Annotated in this window: 23 protein-coding genes; 19 read left to right on the top strand and 4 right to left on the bottom strand. The window is 38.6% G+C overall.

Annotated elements, in window-relative coordinates:
* Positions 1 to 46: 46 nt before the first annotated feature.
* The 16 genes from OK18_RS19820 (at position 47) to OK18_RS19745 (ending at position 14,141) form a co-directional block, all read left to right on the top strand.
* The gene (locus OK18_RS19820; RefSeq protein ID WP_053329136.1) at positions 47 to 1,123 is read left to right on the top strand and encodes an Rne/Rng family ribonuclease; all 1,077 of its coding nucleotides are present in this window, start codon (positions 47 to 49) and stop codon (positions 1,121 to 1,123) included.
* A gap of 8 nt (positions 1,124 to 1,131) precedes the next feature.
* Positions 1,132 to 1,773, top strand: coding sequence for a hypothetical protein (locus OK18_RS19815; RefSeq protein WP_053329135.1), 642 nt, complete (start codon positions 1,132 to 1,134; stop codon positions 1,771 to 1,773).
* Between the two features lie 400 nt (positions 1,774 to 2,173).
* Positions 2,174 to 2,527 (top strand): DUF4280 domain-containing protein, encoded by a 354-nt coding sequence (locus OK18_RS19810; RefSeq protein ID WP_053329134.1) that lies wholly within the window; start codon positions 2,174 to 2,176, stop codon positions 2,525 to 2,527.
* Positions 2,528 to 2,985: 458 nt separating this feature from the next.
* Positions 2,986 to 3,198 carry a hypothetical protein gene (locus OK18_RS19805; RefSeq protein ID WP_053329133.1) on the top strand — a complete coding sequence of 71 codons (213 nt, stop codon included), beginning with the start codon at positions 2,986 to 2,988 and terminating at the stop codon, positions 3,196 to 3,198.
* Between the two features lie 128 nt (positions 3,199 to 3,326).
* Complete coding sequence (locus OK18_RS19800) at positions 3,327 to 5,078, top strand: cbb3-type cytochrome c oxidase subunit I (protein ID WP_053329132.1); 1,752 nt, start codon at positions 3,327 to 3,329, stop codon at positions 5,076 to 5,078.
* A gap of 12 nt (positions 5,079 to 5,090) precedes the next feature.
* The gene (locus OK18_RS19795) at positions 5,091 to 6,086 is read left to right on the top strand and encodes a cbb3-type cytochrome c oxidase subunit II (RefSeq protein WP_053329131.1); all 996 of its coding nucleotides are present in this window, start codon (positions 5,091 to 5,093) and stop codon (positions 6,084 to 6,086) included.
* A gap of 1 nt (position 6,087) precedes the next feature.
* Positions 6,088 to 6,351: a hypothetical protein gene (locus OK18_RS19790; protein WP_050020418.1), complete on the top strand. Its 264-nt coding sequence runs from the start codon at positions 6,088 to 6,090 to the stop codon at positions 6,349 to 6,351.
* Positions 6,352 to 6,356: 5 nt separating this feature from the next.
* Positions 6,357 to 6,764 (top strand): hypothetical protein, encoded by a 408-nt coding sequence (locus tag OK18_RS19785; protein WP_050020419.1) that lies wholly within the window; start codon positions 6,357 to 6,359, stop codon positions 6,762 to 6,764.
* A gap of 455 nt (positions 6,765 to 7,219) precedes the next feature.
* Complete coding sequence (locus OK18_RS19780) at positions 7,220 to 8,056, top strand: KGG domain-containing protein (RefSeq protein ID WP_050020420.1); 837 nt, start codon at positions 7,220 to 7,222, stop codon at positions 8,054 to 8,056.
* Between the two features lie 72 nt (positions 8,057 to 8,128).
* A complete protein-coding gene (locus OK18_RS19775) occupies positions 8,129 to 8,734 on the top strand; it encodes a ferritin-like domain-containing protein (protein WP_053329130.1) in 606 nt (201 codons plus the stop codon).
* Positions 8,735 to 8,807: 73 nt separating this feature from the next.
* Positions 8,808 to 9,098, top strand: a complete 291-nt coding sequence (locus OK18_RS19770) for a hypothetical protein (protein ID WP_050020421.1) — start codon at positions 8,808 to 8,810, stop codon at positions 9,096 to 9,098.
* A 91-nt stretch (positions 9,099 to 9,189) separates the two neighbouring features.
* Positions 9,190 to 10,368 carry a zinc-dependent alcohol dehydrogenase gene (locus OK18_RS19765; protein WP_053329129.1) on the top strand — a complete coding sequence of 393 codons (1,179 nt, stop codon included), beginning with the start codon at positions 9,190 to 9,192 and terminating at the stop codon, positions 10,366 to 10,368.
* Positions 10,369 to 10,398: 30 nt separating this feature from the next.
* The gene (locus tag OK18_RS19760; RefSeq protein ID WP_053329128.1) at positions 10,399 to 11,100 is read left to right on the top strand and encodes an SDR family NAD(P)-dependent oxidoreductase; all 702 of its coding nucleotides are present in this window, start codon (positions 10,399 to 10,401) and stop codon (positions 11,098 to 11,100) included.
* Positions 11,101 to 11,202: 102 nt separating this feature from the next.
* Positions 11,203 to 12,054 carry a cyanophycinase gene (locus OK18_RS19755; protein ID WP_053329127.1) on the top strand — a complete coding sequence of 284 codons (852 nt, stop codon included), beginning with the start codon at positions 11,203 to 11,205 and terminating at the stop codon, positions 12,052 to 12,054.
* A 290-nt stretch (positions 12,055 to 12,344) separates the two neighbouring features.
* On the top strand, positions 12,345 to 13,115 hold the full coding sequence (locus OK18_RS19750) for a succinate dehydrogenase/fumarate reductase iron-sulfur subunit (RefSeq protein WP_050020424.1): 771 nt from the start codon (positions 12,345 to 12,347) through the stop codon (positions 13,113 to 13,115).
* 27 nt (positions 13,116 to 13,142) lie between these two features.
* Complete coding sequence (locus OK18_RS19745; RefSeq protein ID WP_053329126.1) at positions 13,143 to 14,141, top strand: NAD-dependent epimerase/dehydratase family protein; 999 nt, start codon at positions 13,143 to 13,145, stop codon at positions 14,139 to 14,141.
* Here the strand turns inward: OK18_RS19745 and OK18_RS19740 are convergent.
* From OK18_RS19740 to OK18_RS19730, 3 genes are all read right to left on the bottom strand, one after another.
* Positions 14,126 to 14,515 (bottom strand): hypothetical protein, encoded by a 390-nt coding sequence (locus OK18_RS19740; RefSeq protein WP_050020428.1) that lies wholly within the window; start codon positions 14,513 to 14,515, stop codon positions 14,126 to 14,128. The genes OK18_RS19745 and OK18_RS19740 overlap by 16 nt on opposite strands.
* Before the next feature lie 58 nt (positions 14,516 to 14,573).
* Positions 14,574 to 14,858: a hypothetical protein gene (locus OK18_RS19735; RefSeq protein ID WP_050020429.1), complete on the bottom strand. Its 285-nt coding sequence runs from the start codon at positions 14,856 to 14,858 to the stop codon at positions 14,574 to 14,576.
* A 566-nt stretch (positions 14,859 to 15,424) separates the two neighbouring features.
* Positions 15,425 to 15,784 (bottom strand): hypothetical protein, encoded by a 360-nt coding sequence (locus OK18_RS19730; RefSeq protein WP_053329125.1) that lies wholly within the window; start codon positions 15,782 to 15,784, stop codon positions 15,425 to 15,427.
* A 669-nt stretch (positions 15,785 to 16,453) separates the two neighbouring features.
* On the opposite strand from OK18_RS19730, the gene OK18_RS19725 reads away from it, so the two are divergent.
* The gene (locus OK18_RS19725) at positions 16,454 to 17,683 is read left to right on the top strand and encodes a site-specific integrase (RefSeq protein ID WP_053329124.1); all 1,230 of its coding nucleotides are present in this window, start codon (positions 16,454 to 16,456) and stop codon (positions 17,681 to 17,683) included.
* Positions 17,684 to 17,688: 5 nt separating this feature from the next.
* Positions 17,689 to 18,927, top strand: a complete 1,239-nt coding sequence (locus tag OK18_RS19720; RefSeq protein WP_053329123.1) for a site-specific integrase — start codon at positions 17,689 to 17,691, stop codon at positions 18,925 to 18,927.
* A gap of 546 nt (positions 18,928 to 19,473) precedes the next feature.
* On the opposite strand, the gene OK18_RS19710 is transcribed toward OK18_RS19720, so the two are convergent.
* Positions 19,474 to 20,763, bottom strand: a complete 1,290-nt coding sequence (locus OK18_RS19710; protein ID WP_053329121.1) for an IS1380-like element IS612 family transposase — start codon at positions 20,761 to 20,763, stop codon at positions 19,474 to 19,476.
* 259 nt (positions 20,764 to 21,022) lie between these two features.
* Between OK18_RS19710 and OK18_RS19705 the strand changes: the two genes are divergently transcribed.
* Positions 21,023 to 21,766 (top strand): copper resistance protein NlpE N-terminal domain-containing protein, encoded by a 744-nt coding sequence (locus OK18_RS19705; protein ID WP_053329120.1) that lies wholly within the window; start codon positions 21,023 to 21,025, stop codon positions 21,764 to 21,766.
* Positions 21,767 to 21,774 lie beyond the last annotated feature (8 nt).

Raw genomic sequence — 21,774 nt, 5'->3', positions numbered from 1 at the left:
TATCGTGCCTTATCTTACTTTATTTTCCAAAGATTTCGTTGATGCTATGCCTACAGCAATAATTAATAAACCAAAATATGAAGCCGAGTTAAAGGTTTTGGTGGAAATAGAAGAAGATATAGATAAATTAGAATTTGATTTAAGTTCCATCAATACATCTACAGATACATTTATAACCATTGACAAATTAACTTTACAAGATAAAACTAAAACAGCAGGATTAGTTAATTCAGCAGATTCCACAATAAAAATAACTTGCCTGAAAGATTTGACGGCTGATAAGGAAATAAAAATCTATGCTTATCCCAAAGGGAGTAGTGTAAAAACACCTGCCGAACAGCTTACTCTAAGAACATTGGTAGGAAAAATCATAATTTTGAAAAATGATGCCACTGCAAGAAAGAATCAAAAATTTGTTTTGGTGGGCGTAACTACTAATATAAAAGGAACAGGCAATGTAACGGGAAGGTTTTCACCATCCGAACAACAAAGATTGCAGGAAGGATTACACCAATGTCTCATTACCAGCGAGCTGGAAACTGGTCCAATATTGGATTTAAGTGCAGACCCAAAATTCCAGCTTATAACTGATGCACATGGTAATAAAACGTATGGAGATTATATTTTCAAAAATACTTCAGGCAGTCTAAATCATACAGATGGTAATATTTATGAGGATGAAAAAGGAGCTTCTGGTAAAACTCCTATTTTTGATTATGTAAAAAACTTATATATCAGCCAAAATCCTCAATACACGGGTTATTATACTATGTTTAGCTTTAATGAAAACACTTATGATAGCTTTTATGACCCTTCAACAGGTTCAGCAGGAGCAGTTCCTGGACAAGTTCAGGATATAAAAATAAAAAATGTATTTTTATTTAACGGTATACAAGGTGCAGCAAGAGGTAGTGATACTATTTCTCATGAAGGATTACATGGATTAGGTTTGCACCACACCCATAGAGACGGAACTCCAATAAAAGAAGCTGACAGAAAATTTGTGTATGCAAATGGAAATAGTAACCCAACAAACTCCACAGATAATATTATGAGTTATGGTCAGAAAGTGAAAAAGTCTACGTGGAAATGGCAATGGGATATTGTAAAAAGTAATGTATAAAAAATCATATGAAACATATATTATTAGCAGTATTAATGATAAGTACATTAAACTGCAAAGGCCAAAAAATCAAGACATTTAATACAAAAGAAATGAAGACATTTAATATACAAAATTTTGAGAAGAATAAAGGGAAGCAAGGCTATATCAATGAGTATCAATATAAATTACCAGACAATTCTGATGTAAGAGAGTTTGCTACCAAAGCTGCTTCGGATAATTTTGAATTACGTTATCAGAGAGAAATTACAAAAGAATTTAATCCAACTAAATACTATTTTTATTATTATTCAAATGGTGTACTGATTAAAGAAGTTCTTGATTTTAATAATTCTGTAGTAGGGATTAAAGAGTATGACAAGAATGGCAAACTTATCAAAGAAACAGATTTTGACAAAAACTTCAAACACACATTTGAGCAGATACATGATATTGTTTTAAAAGAAAAGAAAGTTGACATATATGATACAAGACAAGCAGTAGCGTTAAGACATGACACCCCTGATGCTACAATTAAAAAGTATTATCAAATTCACGTTCTCAATAGTAAATTAGTAGGCAATGAATGGTATTCACAGCCTGATTATAGTTTTATTATTGATGATGCTACAGGTAAAATTATTAAGTCAGATGAAAAGTCTAAAAAATAATATTAATGAAATTATATATTAAAATTCTATATATCTTAATACCACTTGTATTAAATTCTGATTTATATGGACAGCTTCTATATAAAGAAAATATCATACTTTATTAGAAACAAATATAAAAGATAGAACAGACGGCAGTTGTGAAGTTTCTCATTATGCCACAGTAACGTTTAAAAAAAATGGAAATGTTGGTATTATGTATAAAACGAATTATTCTTGCAATCCAAAAGAAATAGAGAAAATTTACGATGAATGTAAGCAAGTCAATAGTTACAATAGCACAATATCAAATCAAAAATAATAAAATCTATATAAAAGACTTTCAATATTCTCCTTTAATTATTGGTAAAAAAGAATTAGTATATAATAATGTTATTTTCAAATTAGAAAAATAATTCCCATGCCACAAAAAATCACAGATACCGCCCAATTATCCTGCAATCAAGGAACAGCACCTAGTAATTTAAAGGTTACCAGCCAGAACTTCTCCATGGCTGAAGAAAAATATATTGCTACACAGCAGGATAAACAGGTAAATATAAACATCAGACCATTTGGACAATGTAGATTAAAACCTGCTTCGGGCGGATATTTGCCGTGTATTCCTGTGCCAGTTGCCTGGGAAAAAACAACAGAAAAAGATACTATCAATAATTATAAAATCCTTACAGAAGATTCATTTTGTATGTGTGGAACAGGCGGTAAAATTGAAGTAGTGGACAAAGGGCATGGAGAAAAACATGAGGTACAATGACTTTGATAATTCAGCCATAAACAAACCCATATCAGATTGAAATGAGATAATAAATTGCCATTCTCATTGACTGATGAAAGGTTTATATTGAATGCTGTATCTCCAGAATGTAAGGGTTTGGAAACCTTTCCTATACGGGCATTTGCTCCCTTTCATATAATTTAAAAATAAACCTTCCTGCAAAGGAAGGTTTATTAATTCTAGAACAAAAAATAAGGATGAAAATTTTAGTACTATCAAATTTATGAATGTAATTCTGTATGCGTTATGATTGCAGTCATATCAATACAATCTTATAGAAAAATATATAACATTAATGGAATAATACTAAGTATAAGGCTGGCTGCTATTTTAAATCAGTTAAAAAAAGATAAGAATAAAGCTTTATTATGATACTAGTCATAAAATGCGGCAAAATAAGTTTATACCTTTGACTTGCACCCCTTAAAAATATTATTATGAAATTAATTATGATGTTAATGTTATTTACCGGATTTTTAATTATCAGCTGTAAAAAACAACCTCAAACCGAACAGACTCATATCGATACTCTGAATACAGGAGACAGCATTGTTTCCGGAACAGCTCAAATCACACCGGATTCAGGAGACAATACGCTGCCTATGGACAGTACGGCTTACGATGTAGACTCCATTAAAAACAGCAAATAGTTTTGTACTTTCAGCCTGGAATGTTCCATTCTAGTGAGGCTGAACCGGGACCATTCCACAGACATGTAATACGGGTATAACCTGTAGAATTTACAATTACACTCACATTAATCCATACCTATTTTGTTATGGCAGAATCATCATTGTTTAATCAGACTGGTATTCAGCTCACCTTGCTTTTAATGTTAATCATTATTGTAGCAGGTTTAATTGTACTTGTCTTTAAGTTTTTATCTGTTTATTCCTATATTTTAAGGCGTAGAGAATATCTTGAAGCACAGAAAAAGATCAAAGAACTAAGTCTTTCAGAAATAGAGGAATATCAGAAAAGAGAAGAAGAACTGGAATTTGAGCTACCTGAGAATGAACTTTCCGGAACCTTGCCATCTTCTGATGAAAAAGGGATGGTCCGCAATATTAATTCGGTAGAAGAATTCAGGTTTTTTCCCAGCAAAAGAAGGACCTCCTCTTTTCTGAATTATGTATCACCCCAGCTCACCAGGCTTATTTTGTTATTTATGGGCACTGCCATATTCTGGCTCCTTATCGGGACGTCGTTCGGACTGTATGCAGGAATAAAGTATGTGGCACCAGACATAGATCATACAAGCTGGCTGAGCTTCGGAAGGCTGAGACCTGCCCATACCAATGCCGTATTCTGGGGATGGGCGTCTCTTGCTATGGTAGGATTATCCTATTATGTGGTTACAAGGGTAAGTAATGTAGAGAACTATAATATAAAATTCGGGTATGTCTCATTGATTCTTATGAATGTCGCTGTTCTTTCGGGAACCATATCTTTATTGGCGGGAATCAATAATGGAGGAGGAGAATATCGTGAATATATCTGGCCTATTATGGGAACTTTCGGAATAGGAGTAGCTTTTTCAACATACAATTTGTTTAAGCCCGTTGCCAAAAGAGTGGTGAAAGAGATTTATATCTCAAACTGGTACATTATTGCAGGCTTTATGTTTATTGTTATTGTAATTATAGTAGGATATTCACCTATTTGGCAGGACGGAGTCGGAGAAACCATTACCCAGGGTTACTATATGCATCAGGCAATAGGGATGTGGTTTATGATGATCAACCTGGGGCTCATGTATTATTTTCTTCCCCAGCAGCTCAATAAGCCTATTTATTCTTACAGTTTGGGAGCGTTGGCATTCTGGACCCATATCCTTTTTTATACCTTAATAGGAACCCATCATTTTATTTTCAGTGCTATCCCATGGAGGTTACAGACTACGGCTATTATTGCAAGTATGGGGATGCTTATTCCGGTAGCGGCAGGAACAACCAACTTTCTGCTGACTTTCAATAATGCCTGGTATCAGCTAAAGACAAGCTATACACTTCCTTTTTATTTCATGGCGATTATTTTTTATTTCACAGGCTCATTTCAGGGAACGGTAGAAGCGTTCAGGTATACCAACTTACTGTGGCATTTTACAGACTTTACCGTTTCCCATTCCCACCTCACAATGTACGGAATCATTACGTTTATGCTCTGGGGATTTTCTTATACTCTGATTCCCAGGCTTACAGGAAAAGAACCCCCGAAATTGCTGGTAGGGATACACTTTTGGTTTGCTCTGCTGGGGCTGTTGATGTATGTCATTGCCTTAATGATTGGTGGTACGCAAACCGGACTGATGTGGATGAAGAAAAAGCCTTTTATTGACGGAGTCATCAACATGTTTCCTTTCTGGTTATGGAGAGCTATCGGAGGGCTGTTTATGTGGATTTCGCATTTGATTTTTGCCTATAATTTTTACAGGATGGTAAGAACAAAGGAAAGCTTCAGGATTCCCCGGACGCCTTCCGAAATTCTGGCAGCAAAAAAACAGTTCAGAAATACAGAGTTCAATTCTTAAAAAAAAACAATTATGGTACTATTAAATGATCATAGAATATTATTTGGATCAGCTCTTTGCCTCTTTGTTTTCCTTACCCTATACATTGCAGTATTGCCTGCACTGGATAATCAGAGAATTAATAAACCGCTGCCAAGGCAATCAAAAGTATTGACGAAAGAGGAAAGAGCCGGGAAAATGGTATACATAGAAAATGGCTGTGTGGCATGTCACACCCAGCAAGTCAGGAATGTTGAAATGGATAATGTTTTTGGAAAGAGACCCAGTATTCCTGCTGATTTTGCGATTAACAGGAGAACAGATTTCTGGAGAAATACAGCCAATCTGATGGGAACACAAAGGGCAGGGCCGGATCTAACCAATGTCGGAGAACGGCAGCCCAGCGCCGAATGGCATCTGATCCATTTGTACCAGCCCCGTGCTGCTGTAGAAGCCTCTATAATGCCGTCCTATGAATTTCTTTTTATAGAAAGAGATTACCTGCAGCCCGGAGATGTAGAGGTGAAGATACCTGAAAAATTTTTGAAAAATAAAAGAAAAAAAATCGTAGCAACGCCTAAAGCCCTTCAGTTGGTTGCTTATTTAAAATCTTTAAAGCAGGCCGATTTTACAGATAAGTCAATTGTACCTGCATTTTTGTATAAGCAACAGAAAAAAGAAGGAGGGAATGAGCAGGGAGGCGCTAATCTTCCTGATGGCGCAGAGCTCTTTACCACAAATTGTGCATCCTGCCATCAGGCTAATGGAGAAGGGGTGCCCGGTGCATTTCCGCCACTGAAAGGCAGCCCCGTGGTGACAGGAGGAGATCTGGAGCTATATGTTACCATAATCATGAAAGGATACGATCCAAGACCGGAATTTGCAACAATGCCGCCGGTTGGAATGAATGCTAATTTTACCCCGGAAGATGTTACTGCCATTATGAACCATGAGAGAACTAGCTGGGGAAATAACGCTAAGAAAGTAACGGTTGAAGAAGTAAAAGTGATAATGGATAAGATTAAATAATATGAAAGTTTCGTTAAAATATACAATTACAGCGGCTGCTCTGTTTTTTACGGTATATGCTTTTGCGTGTGATGCCTGCAAACTCAGACAGCCTGAGGTTACCCGGGATTTTACCCATGGAACAGGCCCTGAAAGTGATTGGGACTGGTTTATTGTGGGAATTGTTATTGTTATAACGGTATTGGCTTTTGTGTATTCTCTTAAATACCTCATTAAACCAGGTGAAAAGAATACCAATCACATTAAGTATTATTTTTTAAAATAAGATTCATGACAAAAGATAAAAGTAAGGTTTTTCTGTTCATTGACGACGGACCAGCACCTATTGCGGAGCTTGAAACCCCGATTGTCTTTGATCTTGATACGAAAAAACTGACTGATGGGGAACACATTTTAAAAATAGTAAGCCACTCCCCGTCAGGGAAAGAAGGAATCCGGAAAATAAGCTTTACGGTAGCCAATGGCCCGGCAATCAGAGTGGAAGGACTTAAAAATAAAGATGTCGTAGACGGAACCCTGTCATTAATGATCAACGCTTATGATAAAGGAAATCAGAAAAGTTTTCTGATTAATGGAAGTGAGACACCCCAAACGATTCCTTTCTGGATCTGGATCATCATTATTTTATTTAGCGGGTGGGCCCTGTATTATGAAATCACAAGTGCTAATATGCAGTAAACCATAAGTGGTATGGTAATTAGTGAAAGTTCTGGAAGAGCGCCGGTACAGAAATAAAAGAACATTACCAGCAACAATAAGGACCATTAAAAAATGAGAGAAATCACTCTCTGATGAAATCAAAGATCATAAGATTTTCTTTTCAATATAAAACTTAACTGGATTCTATGTTGAAAAGTTAACTATATATGATTATAGTTGAAGATAATTAACTTCTTTTTAAGATAAATTTAATAAAAATAAAAGCCTAATATGATTCAGATCATACCTTTCCCAATGATTGATGAGTAACTTTGGTAAACATTAAATCATACCTTTCAAACGATCTTTTTGAAGAGCATCACCGGATCAGGGTGCTGTATAATAATTACAATATAAATAACTGTTATTGCTGTCTAATACTAGTCACGGCCAGCAATAATTATCACTAAATATTAATATAAAAAATTTCAATTATGAACACTAGAAATTCAAGAAACCGCAGTTCAAGAGGAGGTTCACATTCATCAGATAACCTGGAAGAAGTTTACCAATTAGGATACGATCATGGTTATAATGATGCATCTCAGGATGAAGACTATGATGATGATTTTTCAGAGTATGAAGACTACTTTGATGATGAGTATGACGATGATTATGATGACGATGATTATGATGATGAAGATTATGACGATGAAGATTATGATGAAGATTATGACGACGATGATGAAGATTATGACGACGACGATGATGAAGATGATAATAGAGGAAGAAGAGGTCGTGGAAATAGTGGAAACAGAAATCAGCAAAGAGATAGCCAGGGAAGATTTACTTCCGGAGGCAGCAGAGGTGGTTCGCGTGGACGTTCAGGTTCAGGTTCTAGATCAGGCTCCGGTTCTGGCTCACGTTCAGGTGGAAGAGGCAGATCTTCATCATCAGGAAGCGGAAGCGGTACCTCAAGACGAGGTTTTGCATCTATGAGCAAAGCAGAGCGTACAAGAATCGCCAGAATGGGCGGTGAAGCTTCTCATGGAGGAGGCAGATCATCAGGTTCTGGCTCTAGATCCAGATCAAATTCAGGTTCAGATTCAGGAAGATCAGGATCCGGTAGAGGTTCAAGATCAGGATCCGGTAACAGCAGCTCCGGACGTGGTTCAAGCTCAGGAAATGGAACTTCAAGACGAGGTTTTGCATCCATGAGTAAAGCAGAACGTACAAGAATTGCCAGAATGGGAGGCCAGGCATCTCACGGTGGAGGCAGATCATCAGGTTCTGGGAGATCAGGCTTTGGAGGCAGACGTAATAATTCATAATTCATTTTCAAGATTACCTCTTTATAAACAATAAAGAGGTAATCTTTCTAAATCAAAATAATATTTAGTAAAATGGCAACGAAAATCTTAGATACCAATAGTATAAAAGGGGCCTCTGAAAGCACTTCAGGAGCAACCAAGAAACCATCAGCAAGCACAAAGGTTAATGAAGATGGAAAAGAAGACTCTAATCTTCACAAATTTTTTGTATCAGCACTTAAAGATATTTATTATGCTGAAAATGCAATTATAGAGGCTTTGGACAAAATGCAGGAAGCCGCTACTACAGAAGAATTAAAAGATGCTTTTGAAGATCATCAGCTTCAGACAAAAAAACATGTAAGCAGACTGGAAAAAGTCTTTAAATTACTTGACGAAACACCTGAAAAAAAAGAATGTGAAGCCATCAAAGGTATCATTAAAGAAGGTGAAGAAGTGATAAAATCTACTGAGGACGGGTCTATGACACGCGATGCAGCATTAATAATAGCTGCACAAAAAGTAGAACATTATGAAATTGCAACATATGGAGGACTGGTTCAGCTCGCTCTTACCATGGGACATGATAAAGCAGCAGATCTTCTTGAAAAAACATTACAGGAAGAAGAAGATACAGACTATAATCTTACAGAAATTGCTGAAAATTATATCAATTTTGACGCAGAACAAGAAGATTAATGCTTAAACCGGTAAATCATATGCTTTTTAGGCATATGGTTTACTTTTTTTTAAAAAAATCTTTTACGTAAGAATGAAAACTCAAAAACTGATAAAACTGCTTCAATCACGAAATTTCTCCGAGATAAAAAATAACTGGAGCGGATTCGAAGGCGGATCTGTAATTTTTTCAAAACCAATAGAGGGAAATATTTATCTGTTATTTATAATATGGGAAGATCATAGTAAGGCACTGATCGCTAAATTTTACGACCAGAGGTTTATAGGAAGGAAAGAACCTGCCGAAGTGATGTTCAGCATGTCGGTAAAAGATAAAAAAGATGTTGATTACCTTGAGAAATTTTTACAGGTTCCGATAGGATAATAATTTTCCGATCCCCGGAGTAACTACGCTATAAAACAGCAAGCAGATTGACAGCCCGTCAAAAAAACATCATTCACCTAAATATTTAAATATGAAAGCAGCAGTCATACACTCGCCGGGAACTATTACTTGTGATACCGTAGAAGATCCGGGTATAAAAAATCCCACCGATATTATTTTAAAAGTCACTTCAACAGCAATTTGCGGAAGCGACCTCCATATGTATTCAGGAGCGATCCCCCAACTGCGTCCTATGGTGATGGGACACGAATTTATGGGGGTTGTTGAAGAGACTGGTAAAGACATCACTCATTTAAAGGTGGGAGATAGAGTAGTGGTACCTTTTCCTATTTCATGTGGCAGCTGTTTTTTTTGCCGGCATGATTTACCGACAGCCTGTGAACATAGTAATCCAGACCATTACGGGCCGGAAGGAGGCCTCATTACAGAAAAAGGAGGAGCATTATTTGGTTATACAGATCTGTATGGCGGGTATGACGGCGGTCAGGCACAGTATGTAAGGGTTCCTTATGCCCATGTCGGGCCCAGAAAAGTCCCTGAAAACCTTACCGATGAGCAGGTCTTATTCCTTACAGATATTTTTCCCACGGGATATACAGGAGTAATGTGGGGGAATTTAAAAGGAGGCGAAACGGTTGCCATTTTTGGTGCCGGACCGGTAGGATCAATGTCTGCTAAAAGTTCCATTCTGCATGGGGCAAAAAAAATAATAGTTATTGATACCCGGCAATACCGGTTAAATCAGATTAAAAACCTTACAGGATGTGATACGATTCTATGGGAAGACGGCAAGGAAGTCATTCAGCAGATCAGGGATCTTACTGACGGAAGAGGGGCAGATCTGTGCATTGATGCAGTAGGATTCGAACCCGATAGAAATTTTTTAGACAGAGCAAAAGCGGTGCTAAATCTGGAAAAAGGCTCTATTAAAGTGCTTGAAGCTTGTATGAGCTCTGTACGAAGGGGTGGAACGGTTTCCATATTGGGAGTTTATCCCGTGAATTATGATAATTTTAAACTGGGGCAGATATTTGACAAAGGTATCACCATTAAAGCAGGACAATGTAATGTTCATACTATTATTGATAAATTACTGGACTACGTACAAAGTGGACAGGTCGTTTTAGATGATATTATTACCCACAGGCTCTCATTAGAAGACGTGGCGAAGGGGTATGATATTTTCGACAAGAAACTTGACGATTGTGTAAAAGTTGTCCTCGATCCCTGGAAGCCTTCAGCACTTTAAAAACTGATAGTATACCAAAAAATAGTACCCATGAAAAGTAAATCTAATTTTGTTTTAATAATCGGAGCAACGGAAGACCTGAGCTATAAAATAGCCAGACAATTAGCCATAAATGGTTACAATCTTATTTTAGTAGCACAAAATATTGACGAACTGGAAGAAAAATCAAACAGGTTAAAAAAAATAGGGGCAGAAGTGATTGCTATCACAAAAAACCTTTTAAGGCAAGAAGAGGTCTATTCTTTATATTCCGAGTTGAAATTAAATGGAATAAGCCCCGAAATTCTCATTAATAATACGGGACGGGAGTTGTACGGGAAATTAAAAAATATGGATGTACACAGGGAAATAGATATCGTTAATCTCAATATTATATCCACAATGTTATTAAATGACCTGTTTTTGAAAGAACGTATGCAGGAGGGTTCCGGAAAAATCTTGAATATAATACATGCTGCCCATACTTCAGATCCGGGATATTGGATTTTTCATGGTGTGCAGTGTTTTATCCTGTCATGGTGTCATGCCTTTAAGGATAAGCTTGCCCATACAGGAATTACTCTGTTTACACACGTTGAAGAAGCCGCTGATACAGATAATACAGATAATACAGATAATACAGATGAAGAAAGCATAATACACGCTTTACTTAAGATAAATGCATCCAAAGAACGGAATAGTTTTCCGGATCAGAATACTAAGAATTCAGCGGAATACAGGACTGTTTTATAATCAATTATCAACAGGAATGAAATATAATGTTTCCCGCGGGGAATGTAAAGGTAATTGAATGTAATTAACCCAAATAATCAGTTTAACCAATAAATTTAATATATGTCTGTAACACCTTGCGGAAAACTCCTGCTCATAGGAGGAAAGGAAAATAAAGAGGATGGGGGTAATGAGGAAATGAGAGAAAAAAATAATAATTTTCGTCCCGGAGAAATTCTTAAACTCCTGGCCGGTTCAAAGGATGATAGGATAGAAGTGATTACTACAGCCAGTGCTGAACCGGAAAGCTTACAAAAAACATATACCGAAGCCTTTGAAAAAATAGGGTATTCCAATTTCGGATTTTTAGATATTTGTGATGAGCAGCTCCATACCGACTATCAGATTAAGCGGGCATCAGCAGCCAAAACTATTTTTTTTGCAGGAGGAGATCAAAACAGGATTTGTGATGTTTTGAAACAATCCGCTTTGAAATATATCTTAAAAGAAAAATATATCAACGAAAAAGATTTTACCCTTGCCGGTACCAGTGCAGGTGCTATGTGTATTCCCGATATTGTCATTCTTGAAGCAAATAATGGAGAAGCCATTTTAGAACATGATATTAAATTAGATTCAGGATGGGGTTTTATAGGAAATTGCATTGTAGATACCCACTTTGTTCACAGAGGTAGGTTCGGCAGGCTTGCGCATGCCGTTATTCTGAATCAGGATTGCTGGGGTTTAGGATTGGGGGAAGATACGGCATTAGTAATTGAAGAAGGCAGTACCGCGACCTGTAAAGGATCCGGTATGACCTGGCTTCTTAATGCGGAAGAAATAGGCCAGACTAATAGTAAAACGGTAAAAAACGGAGAACCCATTTTTGCGGAAAATCTTAAAGTACATATCTTAACAGATAACTGTAAAATAAATCTCAGGAAAGGTATATTTACAGGAGCATCCTATTCATAATGCCTGGCGAATACGGCTATCAATCTTAATATGACCAGAAAACCTCTTATGGAATTAACAATATAATGATTTCATGAGGTATCAGGCTTCTTACTTTTCATACAAATGAAATCAGGAGAAACAACCAGTAATAAAGTACTGTACTCCCATTGTATATAAGGAGCTTAAAAACACAATAGACAAGCGAAAGGCAATATTGAAAAATCACAGTAGTCGCAATATGTTCAATTCTATCTGTAAGAAACTGTCTATCTTATTGTATATGCCTTCTAACCTTTTAAAGTACTAATATGAATAGCATCAGAAACTTAAACCTCACATTAAAAATATGGAGGCAAAAAAATAGAAAAGCAAAAGGTAGGTTTGAGCTATATAAAATTAATAATATCTCAACTAATTTATCATTTCTTGAAATGCTGGATATTCTCAACGAACAGTTAATTGATGAGGATAAAGAACCGGTTGCTTTTGATCACGATTGCAGGGAAGGTATCTGTGGAATGTGTTCCCTCTATATTAACGGAAGAGCTCATGGCCCGGACACCGGAATAACTACCTGCCAGTTGCATATGAGAATGTTTAAGGATGGAGAAGTAATTACTATTGAACCATGGCGTAGCATAGCCTTCCCGGTGATAAAAGATCTTATTACGGACCGCAGTGCTTTTGACAGGATAATGGCCGCGGGAGGATTTATTTCTGTGAATACATCCGGAAAAACATTGGACGCCAATGCTATAGCCGTTCCAAAAGAAGATGCCGATAAAGCAATGGATGCGGCAGCCTGCATCAGCTGTGGAGCATGTGTAGCTTGTTGCCCCAATGGTGCAGCTATGCTTTTTGTAGGTGCCAAAGTATCCCATTTTGCCTTGCTTCCCCAAGGGAGAGTGGAAGCCAAAAGAAGAGTTCTCAATATGGTTAAGGCTATGGATGATGAAGGATTTGGTAACTGTTCTGTAATTGGCGCTTGTGAGATAGAATGCCCTAAGCACATATCTTTAGATACAATTGCCAGAATGAACAGGGAATACATGTCTGCCTGGATAAACGAAAAAGAATAGAAGGATTATTAAATAACTACTGTTAATATGGTTTTTATTACCGGAGCCACCGGAATTCTTGGTAGAGTGATTACTTTGGAATTGCTGAAGCAGGGGAAAACTGTTATCGGATCAAAAAGAAAGAGCAGTAATCTTGAAGAAGTAAAAAGCTCATATCAATATTATACCCGGGATTATGAGCTCTTCTTTGATAGAATTCAGTGGATTGATGTAGACTTTGATAGTGTCGAAAGCATCAGGAATGCACTGGCAGACGTAGATGAGGTGTATCACTGTGCTGCAATTGTAAGTTATGATCCTGAAAAAGAGGATGAGGTGAGCTATTTTAATATTAATGCAACGAAAAATATTTTAGAAGCCTGTCAATATTGCAAGATAAAAAAAATCCTTTACGTGAGTTCATCTGTTATTTTTAAAGATAACTGTCAAAGCCAACTCATCCATGAAAATTCTGAATTCATCCCGGACTACGATAATACGGTATATGCCTTGTCAAAACTTAAGGCAGACAAGGTCGCTGCCAGGGAAATGGAAAATGGCTTGCCTGTAATCATTATAAATCCGGGTATGATCATAGGTACCGGAAACATAAAAAAAAGCAGCACCGGCTTTTTACACTTTCTTACAAATAATTTTTATACATTCTCCGGAGGAACAGCCTGCGTTGATGTAAGAGATGTTGCCAGAACCGGTATTAAACTCATGGAGAAAAATAAGTTTGGGGAGCGATTTTTAATAGCATCAGAAAATAAAACCTACGAAGAACTGTTTATAATGGCAGGACTGCATACGGGAAGAAGAAGGGTACCCCTGGTTTTGGGCCCCTTTATTTTAAATATCGGGAGAATAGCCGCTATATTTGTATCCTGGCTGTTTCCATCATTAAGACTCCTCACAAAACAAAATATCCGGTTTCTTACCACCTTTCCAAAGGTATCTAATAAGAAAATTACAGATGAATTGAATTATACGTTTATTCCCATTGAAAAAAGCCTGGCTTTCCATCTGGGTCATCTGGAAAACTGATTGTTTTTCTTCAAAGAATTGATAATGTAAAAGAGCCAGTATATCAGGAATATAGTCTGAATAAAGGCGTCTATCAGGTATACCCACTTGATAACATTGCTGAAATAATAATAAACATCTATAACAGCGAGGCTAAGACCACCAAGAAAAACGGCAGCAACAATAATGAGGTTCTTTTTTGAATTCAATGAAAGCAATAATAAAAGAATACAATAAGGTAAAAGTAATACGCTGACTGTTTTTACGAGCCATAGATCTGTTTTATCCCCCGTAATGTCCAAAAAGCTCTTCATATGAATAAGTGGCCATACTGCCGTAATAAAATAATAAAGCAACTGGATTAACGGAAATATTCTGGGCTTGTGAACAGGCATGTTTAATTTTACAATGGATATACATTCTACAGCAGAGGTTGTCTGATATTATAGTAGCCTATTTTGCAGGCCGTGCACTGTCTGATACCGCAGCATTGATATTACCCGTACCATTACCGGTATTGTTATTGCTGGTTCTCCGTCCCCCTATATGGGTTTTTGTGTTAATACTGTCCCGGCTGCTTAAACTATCCTTTGGATTCTGTTTTGTAGAAGTAGCTGTGTCGGAATAGGTTCTTTGTACTTCAACAGAATCGGTGGCAGGCATATCCTTTTGGGTATCGTTTTTCTTGCAGGCTGCCATGAAACTTATGGCAATGATTGTTAAAAATAAATTTTTCATAAGATATTCAGAGTATTATTTTAAATGCTCTGAATCAAAATTCGATATTTAATCCCCAATAAAATATGAGTAAGATCATAATGCGGAGAACTGATGAAATCCGGATGGATGATTGCAGAAATATTATAATATCCTTGCCAATTCAATAGTGAATGTTAATCCGGAATAATATATCCGGATGTCTATAAAGAGCTGATGAAACTCCATTGATTGATTTTGCAGAATGCTCTCAGGCTCTTTTGCCGCTTTTACATGTTAATTAGACAAAAACAATCATCTAAATTGTGATCTTTCTCGTATAACAATACAGCGAACGATCTCCATCTTATTAAAGACGGATCGTGAAAGACTCCTTTCTGGCTCCGGATAGTCCGGCTTTAAGAATATGAATTTTAGATTTTTAGATAATCTATACACATCACTCCGGTATTGAAAACTATTGTTTATTACCTGAAAGCCGGTGCCCGAATTTAATTAGGTACTATAAGCCTTTATACCAGGGAAAACCGAAAACTAAAGATTGTAGTTCTTGTCCATATTCTTCTGATGGTGCAATATACAATTCCCTAATTAAGATCATAGTTAGCAATCACCAGGCTCAGAACAAAATGAACATAGTTCTGTTCAACCTCTTTTCTGTTGATCAGCTTGTTTTTATATTCGTAAGAGTTCAGATCTTTTATTAATTTCTGATAAACTTCAAAATCATTACCCTTAATCTTTACCCTGGTATTCCCATCTCTTCTCGGGATAAGCTGGTCATCTAAAGTTCTTACTTTAAATAGCGCTTCACATAATACCGGACGAGCTTTCATAGATCCCATATACCTTTCAACTATATTAATCTTGAACACATCAAATAGTATTGTATTAAAAACAACTTTAGAGTTGGGCTCCTGTGTATTGAGCTCAAGTTTATAGTTCATAAATTTAAATTTTCGCAAATATATGCTTAATTGTGCCAAAATGCAGCTCATTTTTGATAGATTGTTCCCATAATTTAATTATGACATATCATTGATTAGTTATAATTCACTATTAAAGAGATAATTTTTTATTGATAACAAGGTAAAATAAATTTTTAATTATATGGTATAACAGGTTAATCTTGAATGGCTTGGTGGTATTTGCTGCAAGTGTATAAAGAGAAAAGCAACAGTAGGTTATCATTTATATGGTAACAATAAATTAATACGACAATAGATTTTTTTAGCAGGTTTTATTTTTTTCCTCCTAAGCATTTATGTAATTTTATTCTTTAGATCATAAATTCATACGGCCGGAACTATTCGAGGAAAGGGTATTAGAGAGAGAATGAGAGGTAAGTAAATGGAAATGAGAGGGATTTGCGCCATATCTCGGTGGTTTGCATTGAGGGATAAAGTGCAGAAAGCGTGGATTTATGCAGAAGTTCCGTTACCAAATCGTTAGTCCATTTCTCTAACGGTAACGAAGAGGTAAGAGAAGGTAACTGACAGAAGAGTGTTCGGCAACTCACTGTTCCTTTATTTCGGCTCTTATGCTTTGTATTACAATGTTTTGCATAGCTGAAAATGCTTCGATAACGGGTAACTTTGCCCATAAAACAGAAGCGTATGCAAACAGGCAAATTCAAGGTTTTGCTCTACCTGAAAAAGAGCGGATTGGACAAGTCGGGGCAAGCCCCGATAATGGGACGAATAACATACGGACGAACAATAGCCCAATTTAGTTGTAAGCTTTCATGCGATCCCAAGCTGTGGAATGCTCGTGAGAGCAGACTGAACGGGAAGAGCCGTGAAGCAGTGGCCACGAATGGCAAGTTAGAACGCTTGCTTCTCGCAGTGCAGTCGGCTTATAGAGTGCTTTGCGAGAGAGGTGTAGTCTTTACGGCAACAGACATCAAGGAGCAGTTTCAAGGAAGTATGCAAAGCCAGACAACCTTCTTGGAGCGATACGACCGAATGGTCGAAGAGATGGAGCAAAAGGTGGGCATCGAAATAAAGGCTACGACTATGAGGGGTTACTATACTATTCGTAAGCATCTGCAAGCTTTTATCTGTGAGAAGTACCACACGACAGATATTCCTTTCGGTCAGATTGAAGAAGACTTCTTGGAGTGCTTGCAACATTACTCTGTCGGAAAGCTGGGACATTCGCAAGGTCATTATCGTAAGATGGCTTTGTCAGTAAAGAAAGTCTGCCGTTTGGCGTATCGTGAGTGCTTGACAGAGCGACAACTATTCGCCCACGTAGAGATAGAACGAGGTGAGAATAAACAACCTCGTGCGTTGGACAGAGCCTCATTGGATAAGTTGTTGGGCTTGACATTTGAGCCTTATGAAGCGGAGTTGGCGACCGCTCGCAATCTCTTTCTCTTCTCCTGTTATACGGGCGTTGCCTATTGCGATATGATCGCTTTGAATCGGGAACACCTCTTTACGGACGATGAGGGGACGTTGTGGCTGAAGTTCCGCAGACAAAAGACGAATACCCTTTGCCGTGTGAAACTCCTATCCGAAGCGGTGCGTTTGATAGAGCGATATCAATCGGATGAGCGCAACACTCTCTTTGCTCCCATTGTTTACTCAGCTTACCTCGTCCAACTCAAAGCCTTACAACTTCGGGCAGGTATCTCCATTCCCCTTTCGGCACACGTTGGTCGCCACACTTTTGCCACCTTGATTACTTTGGAACGTGGTGTTCCCATTGAAACGGTAAGCCGAATGTTGGGACACAGCAATATCCAAACGACCGAGCGATACGCCCACGTTACCCCAAAGAAACTCTTCGATGAGTTCGAGCTGTTTCTCTCTTTCACTGAAAACCTAACCTTAACCCTGTAAAAGCTATGCGCAGTACATTCAGAATCCTATTCTATATCAATAAGAACAAGACCAAAGCGGACGGCACAACGGCAATCCTTTGCCGTATCACCATAGACGGAGCGAACGTAGTGATAAGCACTGGGGAAAGCACGACTCCTCACGATTGGAGCGTGAAGCGAGGAGAAACAACGGACAAGAAGACCAACCAACGCCTGCAAACCTTTCGGGAGGAAATTGAGCAAGGGTACAATACTTTGCTTTATAAATATGGAGCGGTGAGTGCCGAACTTCTGAAGAACCACCTGCAAGGCATCGGGAGGACTCCAACGACACTTCTTGCCCTTAGTGCAGACGAACTCAAAGCGCAGCGAGAAAGCAAGAGTGAGGGAACGTATAGCAACAATCGAAGTTCCGATAAACAGCTCAATGCTTTTGTGCGAAATCGTGGCGAAGAGGATATTCCCCTAACGGCTCTAACGATAGACTTTTTTGATGATTACCGTTTTTATTTGAAGAAGGAGGGCTATGCTCCTGCAACGATAAACAAGCATCTCTGTTGGTTGAGTCGGTTGATGTACCGAGCTGTCAGCCAAGGGACAATACGCTTCAATCCGTTTGAAGAGGTGAAGTATGAAGCCGTGGAGCGCAAACCTCGTTTCCTGAGCAAGGGCGAGGTGGCAAAGCTCTTGGCATTCCCTTTGCAGGAAGAAGGGGCGGAACTGAGCCGAAGAATGTTTCTTTTTTCTGTCTTTACGGGTTTGGCATTTGCCGACTTGCAGAGCCTAAGAGCTTCGCAAATCGAAACGAACAGTGAGGGGAAGCGGTATATCCGCAAGGCAAGACAAAAAACGGAAGTGGAGAGTTTGATCCCCCTGCATCCGATAGCGGAGCAGATACTCTCCCTTTACACAAAAGAAAAAAGCAAGAGGGATTATAAGAACGACAACGAGAGCGATTGCAAGACACTCCCAGACACGAAGATATTCCCCGATACGATAAGCAAAGGCAAGCTATTCACTTACCTCAAATCCGTAGGTTTGGCGTGTGGCATTCGAACTCCGCTAACTTGGCACGTTGCCCGCCATAGCTTCGGTACGCTGACTTTGGAGGCTGGTATCCCGATGGAGAGCATTGCCAAGATGATGGGGCATTCATCCATTGCCAGCACACAAATTTACGCTCAAATCACTGACCAAAAGATTGCAAACGATATGGACAAGTTAATAAACAGGAAGAAAGCAGAGGCTAGATTTATATTGTAGTGTGTAATGAGGCGTGTTTTTGCACCCCCATTATTGGGTATTTTTCATTCATTTGCGCGAAAAAACACACCAAAAGTTTGTGGAACAGTTTTTTTTGCTATATTGCGTGGCGAAAGGAGGCAGTAGAGTGCTTTCCATAGTTTTCGAAAGGACTATGAAAAGATTATTTGCATCGTTAGTCGTGGCTATTGCTGCGATGTGTTTTGCACCCCAAGCTACGGCAGCGAAGCTTTGTGCCACTGAAAACATGACAAACTGAAAACATGACAACACCCCAAGAAGTACAGGTTGATGTTGAGAGAGGTATTGTTGTCATCGTCGAAGAGACCATTATTGACTTCCCTGATAATGGTAGTTTGGTTACCCCTAATATAACCCTAAAATCCGCAACTATCATCCAATACACGATTAAGGGTAGATTTATGAGTCGTTAGTAGCAGCTTTCAGTAAAAAGCAACAGCACAACATCAATATGTAGCCACCATCCCCTTACCCCACGATGCGACTTGAGGTAATACGCAGATTCAAACCGGAAAGAAAGGATTCTTATCCGAATTCTGTTTTGAAGGGTTTTGCATAAGCTCGGTTCTCTGTGTAGATATTCAGCACGTATTGCCTTGCAGTCATGATCCACTTGGCAGGTACGGAGATGAATCTGAAGACAAAAGCCTTTATGCGACTCGTTTTCTTGAGCCCAAAAGCCTTGGTGTCAAGCCTGCTCATGATGGTCTTGTAGAAATTGTGTATCAATGCAGTAAGCAGAAGAAAGACAGTATTCTCCGCCATGAATGACTTGGGGAGCCTGCTCCAACCGAATCCGTTGTTCATGTCGTCAAAGATACGTTCCTTGCCGCCACGCAGATTGTAGAATTCAACAATGTCCCTTGTCGATGACTTGTAATCGTTGGTCAGAATACAACGGTAAGTGTATTCGCCTTCCCACAGGTCAAGGTCGCCACTGTTGCGTCTTTGTCTCTGGATGACAAGACGATAGCACTTGCCTTCCCATTTCTCAACGAGAATGGAATTGAGTTCGAACTGGATGCCGTTAATCTCCTCCGTCTTCCATCCTCTCAGAGCAAAGATGTCATTGTAGAGCGAACTGCATCGGTTGGCACGGATGTAGAAATGTTTGCAATGCTTCTCTATCTCACTGACGATTTCCTTCGAGCAGGAACCGCAGTCTGCCCTGAAGCGATTTACACGGATGTTCTGGGATTCCAGAAGAGCGAAGAATCTCTTATGGGTGTCTGCCTGATGAAAACGCACATTCGTGTTACCATCGCTGTTCTCGATATAGACTATCTTGTCACCGATAACATATACGCCAGGCCTGTAGCCGAGGAACTTTTTGTAGGTCGGTTTTGCATCATACTTCTCCGTTTCAAGGAACTGATGGTCAAAGTCAACATCGTATTCCTCAATTTCCTTCAACTCGCCTGTAGAAACCAAAGCGTTTATAAGCAATGTGTTGAGTTTGTCTGCAGTATTGAAATCATAGGTCTTGCCTTGGTCGGAAGTATAGGAGATGTTTTCCTGTGTCAGTTCCTTGATGGCTCTGAGGATGGTATCAGAGCTGCATGTACGAAGGGTAGGATGATACGAGAGATGGCGCATCAGTTGTGACGTTACATCTTCCACGCATGAGCCGCCACAGAAATAAACGCTCATCAGCGAACGGACTATCTCGCTGAACTGATATCCGAAGATACTGCTGCATCTCTGACCCAGTGTTGAGTCGATAACGGGTGAAAGCATGGAGTCAAATTTCTCCATGATTGAAAAAAATCCTCCAAAAGGTGTGAGTTTCTCAGATTTAATTTGTATTTTTGCCATGTCATATTAGAGTTTTGCTTGTTTTCTTTTTGCAACACTAAGATAAGTGAAAATTCTGACATGGCAAAATCCTGGGCAACTTTTTGTTGCTCAGGAACTTATAAATAAAGTTAAATTATAGTGTTGCGGAATTAAGGATAACGAAAAACCTCATACGTGTGCTTTTATACTAATTACGATTTATTAAGAACTGCTTCATGGCTTCTATTCAAAAAAAATGTAATTTTGTAATCATATTTGTCTCTAAAACTAGAAAGGAATGAACAGAAAAATGATTGAAGCATTATTGCTGTCCGTAGTGACATTTTGCGGATGTAACAATAAGATGGCTCATACAAGCGAACCGGTTGACGTTACGGACAACATGGGTATGTACTCCGCTACACTGCCTTGCGCATCTTGCCCGGGTATCCACACACACCTGACTCTGAACGCAGATAGCACAGCCTATCTGACAAGAATGTATATGGACTCGGATAATACGTCTGAAACAGTAGATGGTAAATGGTCATTTACCGACAGCATATTTACCGTTAAAACATTTGATGGCGAAACGCAAATGTATAAACTGATTTCTGCAGACCTATTGGCTCAAATCGGCGAAAAGAAAGAGGTGAAAGAGGAGTATATGCTCAAAAAAGAAACTGAAATGTTGGCAGACAAGTTCGTGGGCACATATAACTGCGGTTCTGACGAAAAAGGTGCTTACAAACAAATGCTGACAATTACTAAAATAAACGACAGGCGCGTGGAAGTGGCTATCGCACAAACCGGCGGTTCTGGAAAGGGATGTGAATTTAAAGGTCAAGGTACAATTGTGAACAACCAGATTGAGATTAACATGAAGGATGTTAATCCTGATATGAAATCGGTAATGACCATTCGCCCAATGAATAACGGCAACGAAATGAATGTATTCACCTCTAAGTTCGACGACCGTTACGACTTGATGTTCTTCTGCGGTGGTGGCGGTAGCTTGGCCGGTGACTACCGGAGGGAGTAGCTCCCTTG

The sequence above is a fragment of the Chryseobacterium gallinarum genome, assembly GCF_001021975.1.
Taxonomy (GTDB): Bacteria; Bacteroidota; Bacteroidia; order Flavobacteriales; family Weeksellaceae; genus Chryseobacterium; species Chryseobacterium gallinarum.
The sequence above is the reverse complement of the archived record's forward strand: the minus strand, read 5'-3'. Positions and strand labels throughout refer to the sequence as shown.